This is a genomic window from Pseudomonas sp. R4-35-07 (assembly GCF_003852235.1).
Taxonomy (GTDB): Bacteria; Pseudomonadota; Gammaproteobacteria; order Pseudomonadales; family Pseudomonadaceae; genus Aquipseudomonas.
Genome location: NZ_CP027732.1, coordinates 1058762 through 1075527 on the forward strand (window position 1 = coordinate 1058762; position 16766 = coordinate 1075527).

A 16766-nucleotide genomic window follows, 5' to 3' on the forward strand; every position below is an offset into this window, starting at 1 on the left:
GCTCCAATGGTCATTTGCGGGGTGGCCCTTGCAGGTCAAGGGGCGCGGCATTATCGGCGCGACCGCGAATCAGCGACTCCGGATGCCGGCCCAGATAATCCGAAAGTTCGCGCAGGGAGCGCGACATGCGCGCCAGTTCATCCAGAGTCTGGGTCAGTTGTTCGCGCTGCGGCGAGTCTTCGGCCAGGGTGGAACTGGCCGACTGCAGGGTCTTGCTCACGTCGCCCAGGGTCGTCTGCACGCCGGGCAGGGTCTTGGCATTGAATTGCGCCAAGCCCTTGCGCAGCTCGACCAGGCTGGCATCGAGATTGCCGGCGATACGCTCGACCGGCAGTTGGCTGATCTTGTTGACGATGCCTTCGAATTTCTCTTGCAGTTGTTCCAGGTTGCCGGGAAGGGTGGGGATGCCCACGGGGCGCTGGTTCGGGTCAAACGCGACTTTCTCGGCCTTGGGGTAGAAGTCCAGGGCGATGTACAGCTGACCGGTCAGCAGGTTGCCGCTGCGCGCCTGGGCGCGCAGGCCGTTTTCGATGAAGCTGCCGATCAGGCGCACGCCGGCCGCTTCATCGTCAGGGTTATTGTTCATCGCCTTGAGCAGCTTGGTGTGCGCCTGGCCGAGCAATTGCGGATAGATCACGATGCCGACGTTGACCGGGAAGCTGCGCTTTTTGGCATCGAAATCCAGGTTGATCGAGACCACTTTGCCAAACTCGACGCCGAGGAATTCCACCGGTGCGTCGACTTTCAGCCCACGCAGGGCCTGATCGAAGCGCAGCACCATGTATTGCCCCTTGCCATTGGGCGGGGCGAGGGCACTTTGCTGGTCTTCGAACAGTTCAAAGTTGCGGTTTTCCTCGGCAGGCTTGTCGTTGGGGTTGTAGGGCGGAGCCTGGAAGGAGACGCCGCCCATCAACATGGACGACAACGATTCGGTCTTCAGCGCGAAGCCATTGGCGCCGACGCTGAGGTCGACACCGCTGGCGTTCCAGAAGCGCGTGTTCTCGGTGACGTACGCATCATTGGGCGCATGCACGAACACCTCGATATTCACGCCCTTGCCCTCGCTGTCCAATTCATAGGCAACGACCTGGCCGACCGGGATCTTGCGGTAATAGACCGGCGAGCCGATATCCAGCGACCCCAGGCCCTGGGTATGCAGGGTGAAGCGTTTGCCTGGCTCGCCATAGGTGATGGGCGGCGGGTTTTCCAGGCCTTTGAACTGTTTGGCGCGGGTGTCGGACTGGCCGATATCGGCACCGATGTAGTCGCCGGAGAGCAAGGTGTCGATGCCGGACACGCCGCCGGCGCCGATGCGCGGCCGCACCACCCAGAATTTCGAATCTTCGCGGGTGAAGCTCTCCGCCTGCTTGGCCAACTCGACGGTGGCGTTGACGCTTTTCTGGTCATCGCTCAAGGCGACACCGGTGACCTGGCCGATGACCACGTTGCGGTACTTGACCTCGGTCTTGTTGGCGACCAGCCCGCTGCCGGTCTTGAAATTGAGGGTGATGGTCGGGCCCTGTTGCAGCACGCTATGGACCACCAGGGAGATACCCACCAGCACGGCGACAATCGGCACGATCCAAACCAGCGAAACGCTGAAGCGACGCGTCTTGATTACGGGTGTTCCCGCAGGGGTGTCAGCATCAGCCTTGGATGAGCTCATCCGAGGTCTCCTCATTGTGTGGATTTTCCCAGATCAGCCGGGGATCGAAACTCATGGCCGCGAGCATCGTGAACACGACCACCAAACCAAAAAACAGAATGCCCAGGCGCGGCTCGATGTCGCCCAGGGCCTGGAACTTCACCAGCGCGGCCACCAGTGCCACCACGATCACATCCAGCATCGACCAATAGCCGATCAGCTCGATAAACCGAAACAGCTTTGAGCGTTCCTTGCGCGCCCACTGGCTATTGCGTTGCACCGTGATCAGCAGCAGCCCCAGGGACACGAACTTGATGCCCGGCACGGCAATGCTGGCGATGAAAATGATCAGCGCAATGTCCCAGGCGCCATGCTGCCAGAATTCCAGCACGCCGCTCATGATGGTGCTGTCCGCCCCGGAGCCGAGCATGGTGGTGTTCATCACCGGCAATATGTTCGCCGGCACATAGAACGCCAGTGCCGTGAGCAGGTAGGCCCAGGTGCGGGTCAAGGACTGAACCTTGCGCCGGTGCAAGGGGGCGCCGCAGCGATCACACTCGGTGGGTTCGCTGCGCATGTCGCACGGCTGGCCGCAGGTGTGGCACAGGCACAGGTTGAGTTCGCGGGCGGTGGGCGGTGAATTCATAGGGTGTCCCACAGATCACGCACATCGCGCCCGGCGACGCGGATCAGCAAAAGGCTGAGGGCGGCCAGCGCGAACAGGCCGATGCCGGGTATCACATCGAGCATGCCGGCCAGCTTGAAGACCGCCACCATCGCGCCCAACAGGCACACCTCCAGCATGCTCCAGGGCCTGAGGGCTTCCAGCCAGCGCATGCACAGCTTGAAGGCCGGTGAGCGCCTGCCGGAGAGGGCAAAACTCAACACCCAGATCAGCAGCAGTAGCTGAAACACTGGCGCGATGATCATGGAAATCGCTGCCACCAAAGCGATGAATGTGATCGGCCCCTGGCTCAGCGCAACCACCGAATCCCAGAGTGTCGCGCTGTTCTTCAGGCCCTGCAGGCTGATGCTCATCACCGGATAAAAATTGGCGAACGCCCACAACACCGCTGCGGTGAGCGTCAGTGCGAGACGCTGTTGCACCGACAGGCCGTTGTAGCGCTGCAGTACCCCGGCGCAGCGTACGCACAGGGCTTTCTGATGTTTGGCGAGCGTGACTTTCTGGTACACGCAGTCGCAGTGTTCGCAGATGATCTGTTGATTCGCCATGCGTGTTGCTCCAGATGCGACTGCCTGCGGTGTGGGTCATGCCGTGGGTTCAATGGCGTTTGCGTAGCTTAGCAGCCTCGCAGGCTGTAAGACGATGAAGAACGGGGCTGTGGCTGCGGCGTGACGTTACTCACTCCAGGGCATGGTCCGGATACATGCCTGGGCGAGGTGTAAGAATCCTTTTGTGCGTGCTTGATTGATGAGCGTCGGCCCCATTTGAATCCCCTTGGCTCAGGCGAAAGTCGCTATGCTTTGTTACACCAGCAAGCGGCGCCCACGGAATTTTTACCGCTTGCCATGTTCCAAACCCGGCACAGGTCCGTTGCCCATGTCCTCTGCATCACAGAATGCAAAAGTAGGAGCTTCCTTCATGTTCACTCCGCGTCGTCTGCTTGTTGTCGCCACCGCCGTAGCCCTGTTGTCCGGCTGCGCTTCACCCAACCCTTATGACGGCAGCCAGGGACAGGCCGGCAATGGTTCCGAAAGTGGCATGAGCAAAACCGCCAAGTACGGCGGCCTCGGCGCGCTGGCCGGGGCATTGGCCGGTGCGGCCATCGACCATAACAACCGTGGCAAGGGCGCGCTGATCGGCGCAGTCGTTGCGGGTGCCGGCGCCGCCGGCTATGGCTACTACGCCGACCAGCAAGAGAAAAAACTGCGCGAAAGCATGGCCAATACCGGAGTTGAAGTGCAGCGCCAGGGTGACCAGATCAAGCTGATCATGCCCGGCAATATCACCTTCGCCACCAACTCCGACGCCATCTCCAGCAGCTTCTACCAGCCGCTGAACAACCTGGCCAACTCCCTCAAGCAGTTCAACCAGAACACCATCCAGATCGTTGGCTACACCGACAGCACCGGCAGCCGTCAGTTGAACATGGGCCTTTCCCAACGCCGTGCGCAGAGCGTGGCCAACTACCTGACCTCCCAGGGCGTCAGTGCTGCCAACCTGAGCGCACGCGGCGCCGGCCCGGATAATCCGATCGCCAGTAACGCTGACGTCAATGGCCGTGCCCAAAACCGTCGCGTAGAAGTGAACCTCGGCCCGATCCCAGGCCAGCAGTACGGCCAGCCGGGTGCCCAGCAACAGGCGCCACAACAGAACAACCAGTTCCAGGGCAACCCGTACTCGCAGTACCAGTAAACAACCGCCACGAAAAAGGGCGCCGTGCAGCAATGCATGGCGCCCTTTTTTGCGCTTGCGGTTACATCAGTCGATGTATTCGAACACCTTGACGATTTTCTGCACTCCGGACACACCCTGTACCAGGTTGGCGGCGCGAGTGGCTTCAGCCTGGGTCAACAGGCCCATCATGTAGACGATGCCGTTGTCGGTGACGATCTTGATACGCGAGCCCGGAACGGCGCTGTCGGTGAGCATTTGCGCCTTGATCTTGGTGGTCAGCAAGGCATCGTTGCTGATGGCCAGCAGCGTGATCGGGTCCATGACCTGCAGTTCGTTGTGCACCTTCTTGACCCGTTGCACCGCCGAGGCGGCTTGTTCAGCCTGGGCCTTGAGTTCGGCGCGCGGGGTTTGCCCGGCCAGCAGCACGACGCCGTTGAAGCTGGTGACCACAATGCGTGACGCGCCATTGCCCAGGTCCGTAGCCGCTTTGGCGACGTTGACCTTGACCTTGGTTTCAATCAGCGAGTCGTCGATGGTGCTGCCGAAGGTACGTGTGCCCCGGTCGTCCTGGATGGGGGTGTCCCGTGTAGCGGTGATTGCCGTACTGCAGCCGCTGATGGCGAGGCACAGCGTGATGGCCAAAAGGCTGAGGCGATTAACGGTCATTCTTCACTCCCGAACAGTTGGCTGTCGATCAGATCGCACAGGCAGTGGATCGCCAGCAGGTGGACTTCTTGAATGCGTGCAGTGACAGTGGCCGGAACGCGAATCTCCACGTCCTCAGGCAGCAGCAACGAGGCCATGCCGCCGCCGTCGCGCCCGGTCAATGCTACGACAATCATTTCGCGATCATGTGCGGCCTGGATCGCTTGAATGATGTTCGCCGAGTTGCCACTGGTGGAAATCGCCAGCAACACATCGCCCGGCTGGCCGAGGGCACGGATCTGTTTGGAGAAGATTTCGTTGTAGCTGTAGTCGTTGGCGATCGAGGTGATGGTCGACGAATCGGTGGTCAGGGCGATCGCCGGCAGGCTCGGACGCTCGCGCTCGAAGCGGTTGAGCAGCTCGGAGGAGAAATGCTGGGCGTCACCGGCCGAGCCGCCGTTACCGCACGAAAGCATTTTGCCTTCGTTGAGCAAGGCGTTGACCATGACCTGACTGGCTTGCTCGATGTGCGGTGCAAGTACGTCCATCGCCTGTTGCTTGGTGTCGATGCTGGCCTGGAAAAGCTGGCGAATTCGGGATTGCATGTCCATCTGTGTGACCTTAATGAGCGCGGCTGTTTGGCACAGAAATGTGCAGCCCGCAAAGCAAAGAGCAAAAGTGTGGGGTGAAGGTGCCGGGTGAGTCAGCTGTCGAAGGCATCTTTGAGCCAATTCAGGTCAGCTGGGCCCGACGGTGTGCTTTCCATGGCAACCACATCGAAACGGCAGGGGCTGTCGGCCCAGCGATGCTCTTTTTGCAGGAAAAACTGCGCGGCGAGTATCAGCTTTTGACGCTTGCGCCCATCGATACTGGCGAGCGCGCCACCCCATTGTGCGTGTTTCCTGTAGCGGACTTCGACGAATACTACTGTATCGCCGTCAAGCATGACCAGATCAAGCTCGCCGCGTTTACATAACCAGTTCTGCGCCAGAAGGCGCAGACCCTGTTGTTGCAGATAGTTCAGCGCGTAGCGTTCGGCATCCTTGCCGCTTTGTGCGCTGGACCGCTCGGGCATCAGCGCGGGGTATCCGGCAGGCGCTGGATCTCGCCACCCACGAACTTCGCCCACGGCATCTGACGGTCAACGCGCTGGTTGGCGCTGATGCCCAGGTTACCGGAGAGGCCGTCGACACGGGTGTCCGGCAACGCCTTGAGCTGGCCCAGGCGTGGCGCCAGGCGATAGGCATCGACGCCCATCGCATACAGGCGGCCCAGGCTGCCATTGGCTTGCGGCCATTGTGCGGCGACCTGGTTGCGCAGCGGGTCGGTGGTGTTGAGCAACCAAGGGGTTTCGCAGAACATCACGTTGGTCATGTCCAGGTACTGGTTGCGGTCACCACTGGCACTGAAGACGTGGGACGTCGCATAGACCGGCACATCACCGGCGTATTGGAAGTTCAGGGTCGGCTTGATCTGCTGGGCCAGTTGCGGGGTGACGGCCAGGAAGATGAACTCGATGTCCTGGCGACGCGAAGGCTGGGCGGCAACGTCAGTGCCGACGGTGTTTTGCAGGCTCTTGGCGCGGCCTTCGCTTTTGCGCAGCTGGAACAGGTCGGCGATCTGCTGGGCCAGGGCCACAGGCTGGTCGACATACTCGACACCCATGACGGTGCCGCCGTTGGCTTCCCAATCCTGACGGAAAGCTTTGTAGACACGCTCGCCCCATTCGCCACGTGGCACCATGGCGGCGGCGCGATGCAGGCCGTCGGCACGGGCGCGGCGCGACACTTCACGGGCTTCGTCTTCAGCGGCCAGGCCGAACTGGAACAACTGCGCCGGGGCTTGATCGCCTTCGCTGTAGTTCAGCGCCAGGGTGGTGATCGGCAATTGCGGACGTGCACTGAGCTGTTTGACCAGTGGCTTTTCCAGCGGGCCAACCACCAGCTGCACGCCGGCAGCCTGGGCCTTGGCGTAGAAGTCGTCGATGGAGGTCAGGCGCGAGCTGTCGTAGAACTCAATCACCGGCGGCTTCTGCCCGGCCTGTTCGGCCTGGTAGTGAGCGGCCATGAAGCCTTCACGCAATGCCTTGCCGACGGACGCCAAGGCGCCTTCCTGCGGCAGCAGCAGGGCGATCTTGGTCAGCGGTTGGCTGGCCAGCTCCTTGAGTTTGGTCAAGGGCGTTGGCAATTGCACGGCCGCCGGATGGCCCGGGTTGCGTGCGCGCCAGGTGTCGATGGCGGTTTGTTGCTGCTCCAGCGTGCCGGCGCCCTTGACCGCCTGGGCCAGGGTGATCCAGCCGTCCAGCGTCGGGTTGCCGGTGGCTTGCAGCTGCTCGGCGGGCAGAGCGGCAATCAACACCCAGATCGCTTCGTGGTTGCTGTTGGCGGCGTCACCGGTGAGCAGCGGCGCCATGGCGACACGCTCCCGCGCTGCCGCCAGGGTCTGGCCGTCGGCTTCATAAGCACGGGCATGCACGGTGCCGGTGCGCACTTGTTGATCGACCGGCAGCTCCTTCAGGCTTTGCAGGCTGGGGTGGTTCAGCGCCGTCAATGCAGCCTTGGGCTGGTTGCGGGTCATCGCCAGCTCGGCGGCCAGGGTGCTGGCGAACACTTGCGCGGCCGGTTTCAGGACATCCAGGGGCACCTGCGCAAGAATCTGCGAGGAGCGGCCGGGGTTGTTCTGCTGGTAGGCCAGGTCAGCCGCACTCAGGCGCAGCAATGCGGCCTTTTCTGGCGTCTTGGCGGCCGTGGCCTGTTCGAGCAGTTGCTCGATACTGGCGTCGGGCGTGCGTGGTAGGTCGCCAAGGCTGGACGAGGGCGAGCTGGCGCAAGCGGCCAGCAAGGCAGCGAGGCAGAGGGCGGAGAGCAGCCGCAGGCAAGCGATCATGTAAGTGTTCCTGATACCGATCAAATTAGCGTGGAAGTGTACCCAAGCACTGGCCCAGGCGCGATGTTCGTGGCGTGAAACCGTGGATTTAGGTCGTGCAATTGTTGCGTTTTACTGACAATGGCTGAAACGACATCCGCCGTGACGGCATATTTTCAGCGCATTGACGCGCTACAATGTGGCTTTTGCCAACCATCGAGGTGTGCGTTTTGACTGCTCCAGGTCCTTTGAATTCCACTGCAGGCTCGCTTTTTGTCGTGGCGACGCCCATTGGCAACCTGGACGACATCAGCGCCCGGGCATTGAAAGTGTTGCGCGAGGTTAAATTGATCGCGGCGGAAGACACGCGACACTCCCAACGGTTGATGCAGCATTTTGGAATCCCCACGCCACTGGCGGCCTGCCATGAACACAACGAGCGCGAGGAGGGCAGCCGTTTTATCACCCGTTTGCTGGCAGGTGATGATGTTGCGCTGATCTCCGATGCGGGCACGCCGCTGATCTCCGATCCGGGCTACCATCTGGTCCGCCAGGCGCGCGCCGCTGGTATCAATGTAGTGCCTGTTCCAGGCGCGTGCGCGCTGATTGCAGCATTATCTGCAGCCGGCTTGCCGTCGGACCGCTTTATCTTCGAAGGCTTCCTGCCCGCCAAGACGGTAGGGCGTCGCGCGCGTCTGCAGGCGCTGAAGGAAGAGCCGCGCACCTTGATTTTCTACGAAGCCCCGCACCGCATCCTGGAGTGCCTGCAGGACATGGAGTTGGTGTTCGGCGGAGCGCGCCTGGCGCTGCTGGCTCGCGAGTTGACCAAGACCTTTGAAACCCTCAAGGGCCTGCCGCTGGAAGAGCTTCGCGGGTTTGTCGAAGGCGACAGCAATCAGCAGCGCGGAGAGTGCGTCGTGCTGGTGGCCGGCTGGACGCCTCCAGAGGATGAAGATGCAGTCGGCAGCGAAGCCATGCGCATCCTCGATTTGCTGCTCAAGGAGATGCCGCTCAAGCGGGCTGCCGCCCTCGCCGCGGAAATTACCGGGGCGCGCAAGAATGTGTTGTATCAGGCGGCGCTGGATAAACAGAAAGCCGAATAGTTCCGGGGCCGGGCCGGTGTTTCGTCCGAAGGTGATGGCAATGCTGCACTTTTAATACTTGTCCTGAGGCCGTCGTGCCGTTAACCTGCGCGGCGGAGAGTCGATTGGACAGTCGCTGCCCTCTATGAAAATTAGGGGGGGAGGAAAGTCCGGGCTCCATAGGGCGAAGTGCCAGGTAATGCCTGGGAGGCGTGAGCCTACGGAAAGTGCCACAGAAAATAACCGCCTAAGCACTTCGGTGCCGGTAAGGGTGAAAAGGTGCGGTAAGAGCGCACCGCACGACTGGCAACAGTTCGTGGCTAGGTAAACCCCACTTGGAGCAAGACCAAATAGGGTCCCAAGGCGTGGCCCGCGCTGGGACCGGGTAGGTTGCTAAAGATGTCCAGTGATGGCCATCGTAGACGAATGACTGTTCAAGACAGAACCCGGCTTATAGATCGACTCTCCACCTTTTTCCTTCTGCCTGAACCTCGGGCAGAAAACCCGGTAGTAACGCAAGAATCCCTCCTTGCCAAATCATTGGCAGATGCGTCTTCGTAATACCAAAAAAATCTTACTCTTAATAAATTACTTTAACTCTGGGCCATAGTGCTTTGAGTTATTTGTGCTTGCTGAGTCAAAAACCACGCTGAACTCGGGTTTCTCCTCCCGTTACGCTCGTAAATCTCCGTTCTGTAAGGCTTTTCCTTGTATCCGCGCCTTGACGGTGTGGTGGGCGCATTCCTATAGTGTGCGCAAGTGGCGGAAAGTGGCACAAAGTGGGTTTTTTGAACGTAAAACGCTAAAAATTGGAGAAACGCACCTGTGTTTCGCGGAGCTAACGCTATCAGTCTCGATGCAAAAGGCCGTCTCGCCATGCCGAGTCGGTATCGTGACGAGCTCATTTCGCGAAGTTCGGGGCAGTTAATCATCACGATTGACGCGGTTGACCCTTGTTTATGCGTTTACCCCCTCGACGAGTGGGAGTTGATTGAAACCAAATTGCGCGCTCTGCCTTCATTGCGTGAAGAAAACCGCCGCCTGCAGCGTTTGCTGATCGGTAATGCCGTCGACCTTGAACTCGATGGCAGCGGTCGTTTCCTGGTGCCGCCGCGTTTGCGCGAATACGCCAGGCTCGATAAGCGCGCAATGCTGGTAGGCCAACTGAACAAGTTCCAATTGTGGGACGAAGATGCCTGGGATGCTGTTTCTGCAGCTGACCTGGCTGCTATTCAACAACCGGGCGCCATGCCTGATGAACTGCGTGATTTGATCCTGTGACTATTGATAGCGGCTTTAACCACATCACCGTACTGCTTGACGAAGCCGTTGAGGCTCTCGCCGTACGCGCGGATGGCTGCTATTTGGATGGCACCTTCGGCAGAGGCGGGCACAGTCGGTTGATACTCAGCCAGCTCGGGCCCAACGGTAAACTCCTCGGGTTCGACAAAGACCCTCAAGCGATTGCCATCGGGCAAGCGCTAGCGGCCGAAGACGGCCGCTTTGTCGTTGTGCAGCGCAGCTTTGCCGAGCTGGGCGCCGAAGTCGCCGAGCGCGGCATGGCGGGCAAGGTGGCCGGGATTCTGCTCGATCTCGGCGTGTCTTCGCCGCAGCTCGATGACCCGGAGCGCGGCTTCAGCTTCATGAACGATGGTCCGCTCGACATGCGCATGGACCCTACCCGTGGCGTCAGCGCCGCGCAGTTCATCGCCACCGCGCCGGTGGAAGAAATTGCCCGGGTGTTCAAGGAGTACGGCGAAGAACGCTTCGCCGGTCGCATGGCCCGCGCCGTGGTCGAACGCCGCGAAATCCAGCCGTTCGAACGCACCGCTGACCTGGCCGAAGTGCTGAAGGTCGCCAACCCTGCATGGGAGAAGGGCAAGAACCCCGCTACCCGCGCATTCCAGGGCCTGCGCATTCACGTCAACAACGAATTGGGCGATCTGGAGGCTGGCCTCGAGGCTGCCCTGGACGCGCTGGAAGTGGGCGGTCGCCTGGTGGTGATCAGTTTCCATTCCCTGGAAGACCGTATCGTCAAACTGTTCATGCGGCGTCTGGTCAAGGGCGAGTCCGACAACCTGCCGCGCAATCTGCCGGTGCGTTTCGAAGCCTTTGTACCGAAAATCAAAATCCATGGCAAAGCACAGTTCGCCTCCGAAGCTGAACTCAAGGCCAACCCACGTTCGCGCAGCGCCGTCATGCGCGTCGCGGAGAAGTTGCGGTGAGCAAGCTTTTCGCCAAACCCCTGCCGGGCGGCAGCTTCTTTATGTTGCTGCTGTTTATCGGCGTGCTGGTGTCCGCGATTGCGGTGTCCTACAGCGCGCATTGGAATCGTCAATTGCTCAATACCCTCTATGGAGAGTTGAGCGTGCGCGACAAGGCGCAGGCGGAATGGGGCCGGTTGATCCTGGAGCAGAGCACGTGGACGGCCCACAGCCGTATCGAAGTGCTGGCCACCGAACAACTGAAAATGCACATTCCGGGCGCGGCCGACGTACGCATGGTGGCGCCATGATGAAACTTGAAGGCGCACTCTACCCATGGCGCTTCCGCCTGATGCTCGGCTTGCTGGCATTGATGGTGGGTGCGATCGTCTGGCGGATCTTCGACCTGCAGGTCGTCGACCGTGACTTCCTGATCGGCCAGGGCGACGCCCGTAGCCTGCGGCATATTCCGATTCCTGCGCACCGCGGCCTGATTACCGACCGCAACGGCGAGCCTCTGGCCGTGAGTACCCCGGTGACCACCCTGTGGGCCAACGCCAAGGAACTGCAGGTGGCCAAGGACAAGTGGCCAGAACTCGCTGCCGCCCTGGGGCAAGACCGCAAAGCGCTGACCGAACGCCTGGAAGCCCAGGCCAACAAAGAATTCATCTACTTGGTTCGCGGGCTCACCCCCGAACAGGGTCAGCAAGTGCTCGACCTGAAAGTTCCGGGTGTCTATGGCATCGAGGAATTTCGTCGTTTCTACCCGGCCGGTGAAACCACCGCGCACATGGTCGGCTTTACCGATATCGATGACCATGGCCGCGAAGGTGTCGAGCTGGCCTACGACGAGTGGCTGGCCGGCGTTCCCGGCAAGCGCCAGGTCATCAAGGACCGGCGCGGCAGGCTGATCAAGGATGTTCAGGTCACCAAGAACGCCAAGGCCGGCAAGCCCTTGGCGTTGTCGATTGACTTGCGTCTGCAGTACCTGGCCAACCGTGAATTGCGTAACGCGATCATCGAGAACGGCGCCAAAGCCGGCAGCCTGGTGATCATGGACGTGAAGACCGGCGAGATTCTCGCCATGGTCAACCAGCCGACCTACAACCCGAACAATCGTCGCAACCTGCAACCGGCGATGATGCGCAACCGCGCAATGATCGACGTGTTCGAGCCGGGTTCGACCATGAAAGCCATCTCCATGAGTGCCGCCCTGGAAACCGGACGCTGGAAGCCCAGCGACAAGGTCGAGGTGTACCCAGGCACTTTGCAGTTGGGCAAATATACCATCCGCGACGTGTCGCGCACCGAGGGCCCGGTGCTGGATCTGACAGGCATCCTGATCAACTCCAGTAACGTGGGCATGAGCAAGGTCGCCTTCGATATCGGCGGCGAAACCATCTACCACCTGGCGCAGAAAATCGGCCTGGGCCAGCCCACCGGGCTCGATTTCCCAGGTGAGCGCGTCGGCAACCTGCCGAACTACCGCGACTGGAAAAAGGCCGAGACCGCCACGCTGTCGTACGGCTACGGCCTGTCGGTGACCGCAATCCAACTGGCCCATGCTTTCTCGGTATTGGCGAATAATGGCCGAATGGTTCCGCTGAGCCTGATTCACGTGGACGAAGCGCCGAAAGCCACCCAGGTGATCCCGGAAAAAGTCGCCAAGACCATGCAAGGCATGCTGCAACAAGTGATCGAGGCGCCGCGTGGCGTATTCCGCGCCCAGGTGCCGGCCTATCACGTGGCTGGCAAGTCCGGTACTGCGCGTAAAACCTCAGTGGGCACCAAGGGTTATGCGGAAAATTCCTACCGTTCATTGTTCGCCGGTTTCGGCCCGATGAGCGACCCGCGCTACGCCATCGTCGTAGTGATCGATGAACCGAGCAAGGCCGGTTACTTCGGTGGCCTGGTCTCGGCGCCAGTGTTCAGCAAAGTGATGTCCGGCACCCTGCGCCTGATGAACATCACGCCGGACAATCTTGCGCCAACCCAGCAAGCGAATGCCGCACCCCCGGCCGCTGCTGTAAAAGCCAATGGAGGGCGCGGCTGATGTCTCTTAGCCTGAACAAGATTTTTGCCCACGCCGGCCGCGATCTGCTGATTCGCGAGTTGAGCCTGGACAGCCGCAACGTGCGCGCCGGTGACCTGTTCCTGGCCGTGCCCGGTGGCAAGTTCGATGGCCGTGCGCATATTGCCGACGCCCTGCAACGTGGTGCTGCCGCTGTTGCTTATGAAGTGGAAGGCGCTACTGTGCTGCCGATCACCGATGTGCCGTTGATTCCAGTCAAGGGCTTGGCCGCGCAGTTGTCCGACATTGCCGGGCGCTTCTACGGTGAACCGAGCCGCCACCTGAACCTGGTGGGCGTGACCGGTACCAACGGCAAGACCAGCGTGACTCAGCTGGTCGCCCAGGCCCTGGACCTGCTGGGTCAGCACTGCGGCATCGTCGGTACCCTGGGCACCGGCTTCTATGGTGCGCTGCAAAGCGGCCTGCACACCACGCCGAACCCGATTGCCGTGCAGGCGACCCTGGCCGACCTGAAAAAGGCCGGCGCCAAGGCGGTTGCCATGGAAGTGTCGTCCCATGGTCTCGACCAGGGCCGTGTCACGGCCCTGGCGTTTGACGTGGCGGTGCTGACCAACCTGTCCCGCGACCACCTCGATTACCACGGCACCATGGACGCGTATGCAGCGGCCAAGGCCAAGCTGTTCGCCTGGAATCACCTGAAGTGCCGGGTCATGAACCTGGATGATGCCTTCGGTCGCCAACTGGCAGCTCAAGACAGCGAAGCGCGCTTGATCAGCTATAGCTTGGAAGACACCCGTGCGTACCTGTACTGCCGCGAAGCCCAGTTCAGCGACGAGGGCGTGCGCGCCACCCTGGTAACGCCACAAGGCGAGCACCATTTGCGTAGCACGTTGCTCGGGCGTTTCAACCTGAGCAACGTATTGGCAGCCATCGGCGCCTTGCTCGGCTTGGATTACGCCCTCGACGAAATTCTGAAAGTACTGCCCAAACTGGAAGGCCCGGCCGGCCGCATGCAGCGCCTGGGTGGCGGTACGCAACCGCTGGTGGTGGTCGATTATGCCCACACCCCTGATGCACTGGAAAAAGTCCTGCTGGCCCTGCGCCCGCACGCCAAGGGCAAGCTGTTGTGCCTGTTCGGCTGCGGCGGCGACCGTGATCGCGGCAAGCGTCCGTTGATGGCCGAGATCGTCGAGCGCCTGGCCGACGGCGTGCTGGTGACCGACGACAACCCGCGCAGCGAAGACCCCAGCCGGATTTTCGACGATATACGCGAAGGCTTCAAAGACACTGCCAACGTCACGTTCGTGGCCGGTCGCGGCGCAGCCATCGCCCAATTGATCGCCGGTGCCAGCGCGGATGACGTGGTGGTGCTGGCTGGCAAGGGGCATGAGGATTACCAGGAAATCAACGGCGAGCGCCATGCCTTCTCCGATCTGGTCGAGGCGAGTCACGCCCTGACCGCCTGGGAGGTCGCCCATGCTTAAGCCGATGACCTTCAGCGAACTGGCCCAGGCGTTGTCGGCCCGGGTGCTGTCGAGCGATTGCACGTTCGACGGCGTCAGTATCGACAGTCGCAATATCCAGCCCGGCCAGCTGTTCATCGCACTCACAGGCCCGCGGTTTGACGGTCACGACTACCTGAACGACGTCGCCGCCAAAGGCGCCGTGGGTGCCCTGGTGCAACGTGAAGTGGCGCACGCGACGTTGCCACAGTTGCTGGTCGCCGATACGCGGCTCGCCTTGGGCCAACTGGGCGCGCTGAACCGTGCCGCTTTCGACAAGCCGGTTGCCGCTATCACCGGCTCCAGCGGCAAGACCACCGTCAAGGAACTGTTGGCCGGCGTACTGCGCACGCGCGGGCCGGTACTCGCCACCCGGGGCAACCTGAACAATGATTTCGGCGCACCGCTGACCCTGCTCGAACTGGCCCCGGAACACACGGCGGCAGTCATCGAGCTGGGCGCTTCCCGCGTCGGTGAGATTGCCTACACCGTGGCGCTGACCAAGCCCCATGTCGCGGTTATCAACAATGCCGGTACCGCCCATGTCGGTGAATTCGGCGGCCCGGAAAAAATCGTCGAAGCCAAGGGTGAAATTCTTGAAGGCCTCGACGCTTCGGGCACCGCGGTACTGAATCTTGACGACAAGGCCTTCGAGACCTGGCGCGTACGCGCTGCCGGTCGCAAGGTGCTGACCTTTGCCGTGCGCAACGCCGCAGCCGATTTTCATGCCAGCGACATCACCGTTGATGCGCGTGGTTGCCCGTCCTTCACCTTGCACACGCCGCAAGGCAGTGAACACGTGCAACTGAACCTGCTGGGCAACCATAACGTCGCCAACGCCTTGGCCGCTGCCGCTGCCGCCCACGCCCTGGGTGTGTCGCTGTTCGGCATCGCCACAGGCTTGGGCGCGGTGCAGCCGGTCAAAGGACGCACTGTCGCGCAATTGGCCACCAACGGCATGCGCGTGATCGATGACACTTACAACGCCAACCCGTCTTCCGTTAACGCCGCCGTGGATCTGCTCAAAGGCTTTGATGGCCGCAAGGTGCTGGTACTTGGCGACATCGGCGAATTGGGCGACTGGGCTGAACAAGGGCACCGCGAAGTCGGCGCCTATGCCGCCGATAAGGTCGACGCGTTTTACGCCGTCGGCCCGAACATGGCGCACGCGGTAAACGCCTTCGGCCCTGGCGCGCGGCATTTTGCGACCCAAGGCGAATTGATCCAGGCGTTGGCTGCGGCTGAACACGACACACACACAACCATTTTGATCAAGGGATCGCGCAGCGCGGTGATGGAAAACGTCGTCGCAGCCTTGTGTGGCTCAAGTACGGAGAAACATTAATGCTGCTGCTGCTGGCTGAGTATCTGCAACAGTTCCACAAAGGCTTCGCGGTCTTTCAGTACCTGACCCTGCGCGGGATCCTGGGTGTGCTGACCGCGCTGTGTTTGTCGCTGTTTCTGGGGCCGTGGATGATCCGCACCCTGCAGAACCTGCAAATTGGTCAATCGGTTCGCAATGACGGCCCGCAGTCGCACCTGTCCAAGTCCGGCACCCCGACCATGGGCGGCGCGTTGATCCTGTCGTCTATTGGCGTCAGCACCGTGCTCTGGGCTGACCTGCACAACCGCTACGTGTGGGTGGTGCTGCTGGTGACCCTGCTGTTCGGCGCCATAGGCTGGGTCGATGACTACCGTAAAGTGATCGAGAAGAACTCCAAGGGGCTGCCGAGCCGCTGGAAGTACTTCTGGCAGTCGGTATTCGGCCTGGCGGCGGCGATCTTCCTCTACACCACCGCACCAAGCGCTGTGGAAACCACCTTGATCATCCCAATGCTCAAGGATGCCAGCATTCCACTGGGCATCGGTTTCGTGGTGCTGACCTATTTCGTGATCGTCGGCTCCAGCAACGCGGTCAACCTGACTGATGGCCTCGACGGCCTGGCGATCATGCCGACGGTGATGGTCGGCGGCGCCCTCGGCATTTTCTGCTACCTGTCGGGTAACGTGAAGTTCGCCGAGTACCTGCTGATTCCCTACGTACCGGGCGCGGGTGAGCTGATCGTGTTCTGCGGCGCGCTGATCGGCGCCGGCCTGGGCTTCCTGTGGTTCAACACCTACCCGGCACAAGTCTTCATGGGCGACGTCGGCGCACTCGCACTGGGCGCGGCCCTTGGCACCATCGCGGTGATCGTGCGCCAGGAAATCGTGCTGTTCATCATGGGCGGTGTGTTCGTGATGGAAACCCTGTCGGTGGTCATCCAGGTGGCTTCCTTCAAATTGACCGGGCGCCGTGTATTCCGAATGGCGCCGATCCACCACCACTTTGAACTCAAGGGCTGGCCCGAGCCACGCGTGATCGTCCGTTTCTGGATCATCACCGTGATTCTGGTACTGGTCGGCCTTGCCACCCTGAAACTGAGGTAGAAACG

The 16766-nt window shown here is 61.2% G+C and carries 16 protein-coding genes and 1 other RNA gene; 10 read left to right on the forward strand and 7 right to left on the reverse strand.

The genetic code is table 11. From position 1 onward, the window contains the following. Positions 1-10 precede the first annotated feature (10 nt). Genes C4J89_RS04735 through C4J89_RS04745 form a run of 3 tightly spaced genes read right to left on the reverse strand, consistent with a single transcriptional unit; the run spans position 11 to position 2878 of the window. Entirely contained in the window at positions 11-1666 is a 1656-nt protein-coding gene (locus C4J89_RS04735; protein ID WP_124369679.1) for an intermembrane transport protein PqiB, read from the reverse strand. Then, positions 1647-2291, reverse strand: coding sequence for a paraquat-inducible protein A (locus C4J89_RS04740; protein WP_124413874.1), 645 nt, complete (start codon positions 2289-2291; stop codon positions 1647-1649). The genes C4J89_RS04735 and C4J89_RS04740 overlap by 20 nt, the downstream gene beginning before the upstream one ends. Beyond that, positions 2288-2878: a paraquat-inducible protein A gene (locus C4J89_RS04745; RefSeq protein ID WP_124413875.1), complete on the reverse strand. Its 591-nt coding sequence runs from the start codon at positions 2876-2878 to the stop codon at positions 2288-2290. Before C4J89_RS04745 ends, C4J89_RS04740 begins: the two co-directional genes overlap by 4 nt. Positions 2879-3248: 370 nt before the next feature. Between C4J89_RS04745 and C4J89_RS04750 the strand changes: the two genes are divergently transcribed. Next, positions 3249-4022 (forward strand): OmpA family protein, encoded by a 774-nt coding sequence (locus C4J89_RS04750; protein WP_124413876.1) that lies wholly within the window; start codon positions 3249-3251, stop codon positions 4020-4022. 66 nt (positions 4023-4088) lie between these two features. On the opposite strand, the gene C4J89_RS04755 is transcribed toward C4J89_RS04750, so the two are convergent. From C4J89_RS04755 to C4J89_RS04770, 4 genes are all read right to left on the reverse strand, one after another. After that, the gene (locus C4J89_RS04755; RefSeq protein WP_124361348.1) at positions 4089-4670 is read right to left on the reverse strand and encodes a BON domain-containing protein; all 582 of its coding nucleotides are present in this window, start codon (positions 4668-4670) and stop codon (positions 4089-4091) included. Then, a complete protein-coding gene (locus C4J89_RS04760) occupies positions 4667-5260 on the reverse strand; it encodes a phosphoheptose isomerase (RefSeq protein ID WP_024073509.1) in 594 nt (197 codons plus the stop codon). The genes C4J89_RS04755 and C4J89_RS04760 overlap by 4 nt, the downstream gene beginning before the upstream one ends. Positions 5261-5352: 92 nt before the next feature. Then, the gene (locus C4J89_RS04765; protein WP_124413877.1) at positions 5353-5724 is read right to left on the reverse strand and encodes a YraN family protein; all 372 of its coding nucleotides are present in this window, start codon (positions 5722-5724) and stop codon (positions 5353-5355) included. Beyond that, complete coding sequence (locus C4J89_RS04770) at positions 5724-7535, reverse strand: penicillin-binding protein activator (RefSeq protein ID WP_124413878.1); 1812 nt, start codon at positions 7533-7535, stop codon at positions 5724-5726. The genes C4J89_RS04765 and C4J89_RS04770 overlap by 1 nt, the downstream gene beginning before the upstream one ends. Before the next feature lie 176 nt (positions 7536-7711). Between C4J89_RS04770 and rsmI the strand changes: the two genes are divergently transcribed. The 9 genes from rsmI (at position 7712) to mraY (ending at position 16761) form a co-directional block, all read left to right on the forward strand. Next, positions 7712-8617, forward strand: a complete 906-nt coding sequence (gene rsmI, locus C4J89_RS04775; RefSeq protein WP_164484510.1) for a 16S rRNA (cytidine(1402)-2'-O)-methyltransferase — start codon at positions 7712-7714, stop codon at positions 8615-8617. A 96-nt stretch (positions 8618-8713) separates the two neighbouring features. Next, positions 8714-9066: RNase P RNA component class A (gene rnpB, locus C4J89_RS04780), an RNA gene on the forward strand. A gap of 355 nt (positions 9067-9421) precedes the next feature. Next, positions 9422-9877: a division/cell wall cluster transcriptional repressor MraZ gene (mraZ, locus tag C4J89_RS04785; protein ID WP_004371993.1), complete on the forward strand. Its 456-nt coding sequence runs from the start codon at positions 9422-9424 to the stop codon at positions 9875-9877. Then, positions 9874-10821, forward strand: coding sequence for a 16S rRNA (cytosine(1402)-N(4))-methyltransferase RsmH (gene rsmH, locus C4J89_RS04790; protein WP_164487589.1), 948 nt, complete (start codon positions 9874-9876; stop codon positions 10819-10821). The genes mraZ and rsmH overlap by 4 nt, the downstream gene beginning before the upstream one ends. Further along, positions 10818-11111 carry a cell division protein FtsL gene (ftsL, locus tag C4J89_RS04795; protein ID WP_124361353.1) on the forward strand — a complete coding sequence of 98 codons (294 nt, stop codon included), beginning with the start codon at positions 10818-10820 and terminating at the stop codon, positions 11109-11111. The genes rsmH and ftsL overlap by 4 nt, the downstream gene beginning before the upstream one ends. Next, complete coding sequence (locus C4J89_RS04800) at positions 11111-12853, forward strand: penicillin-binding protein 2 (RefSeq protein ID WP_164484578.1); 1743 nt, start codon at positions 11111-11113, stop codon at positions 12851-12853. Before ftsL ends, C4J89_RS04800 begins: the two co-directional genes overlap by 1 nt. Then, positions 12853-14316, forward strand: a complete 1464-nt coding sequence (locus C4J89_RS04805) for a UDP-N-acetylmuramoyl-L-alanyl-D-glutamate--2,6-diaminopimelate ligase (RefSeq protein WP_124413879.1) — start codon at positions 12853-12855, stop codon at positions 14314-14316. Before C4J89_RS04800 ends, C4J89_RS04805 begins: the two co-directional genes overlap by 1 nt. Continuing rightward, positions 14309-15679 (forward strand): UDP-N-acetylmuramoyl-tripeptide--D-alanyl-D-alanine ligase, encoded by a 1371-nt coding sequence (gene murF / locus C4J89_RS04810; protein WP_124413880.1) that lies wholly within the window; start codon positions 14309-14311, stop codon positions 15677-15679. Before C4J89_RS04805 ends, murF begins: the two co-directional genes overlap by 8 nt. Next, positions 15679-16761 carry a phospho-N-acetylmuramoyl-pentapeptide-transferase gene (mraY, locus tag C4J89_RS04815; RefSeq protein WP_124361357.1) on the forward strand — a complete coding sequence of 361 codons (1083 nt, stop codon included), beginning with the start codon at positions 15679-15681 and terminating at the stop codon, positions 16759-16761. Before murF ends, mraY begins: the two co-directional genes overlap by 1 nt. Positions 16762-16766 lie beyond the last annotated feature (5 nt).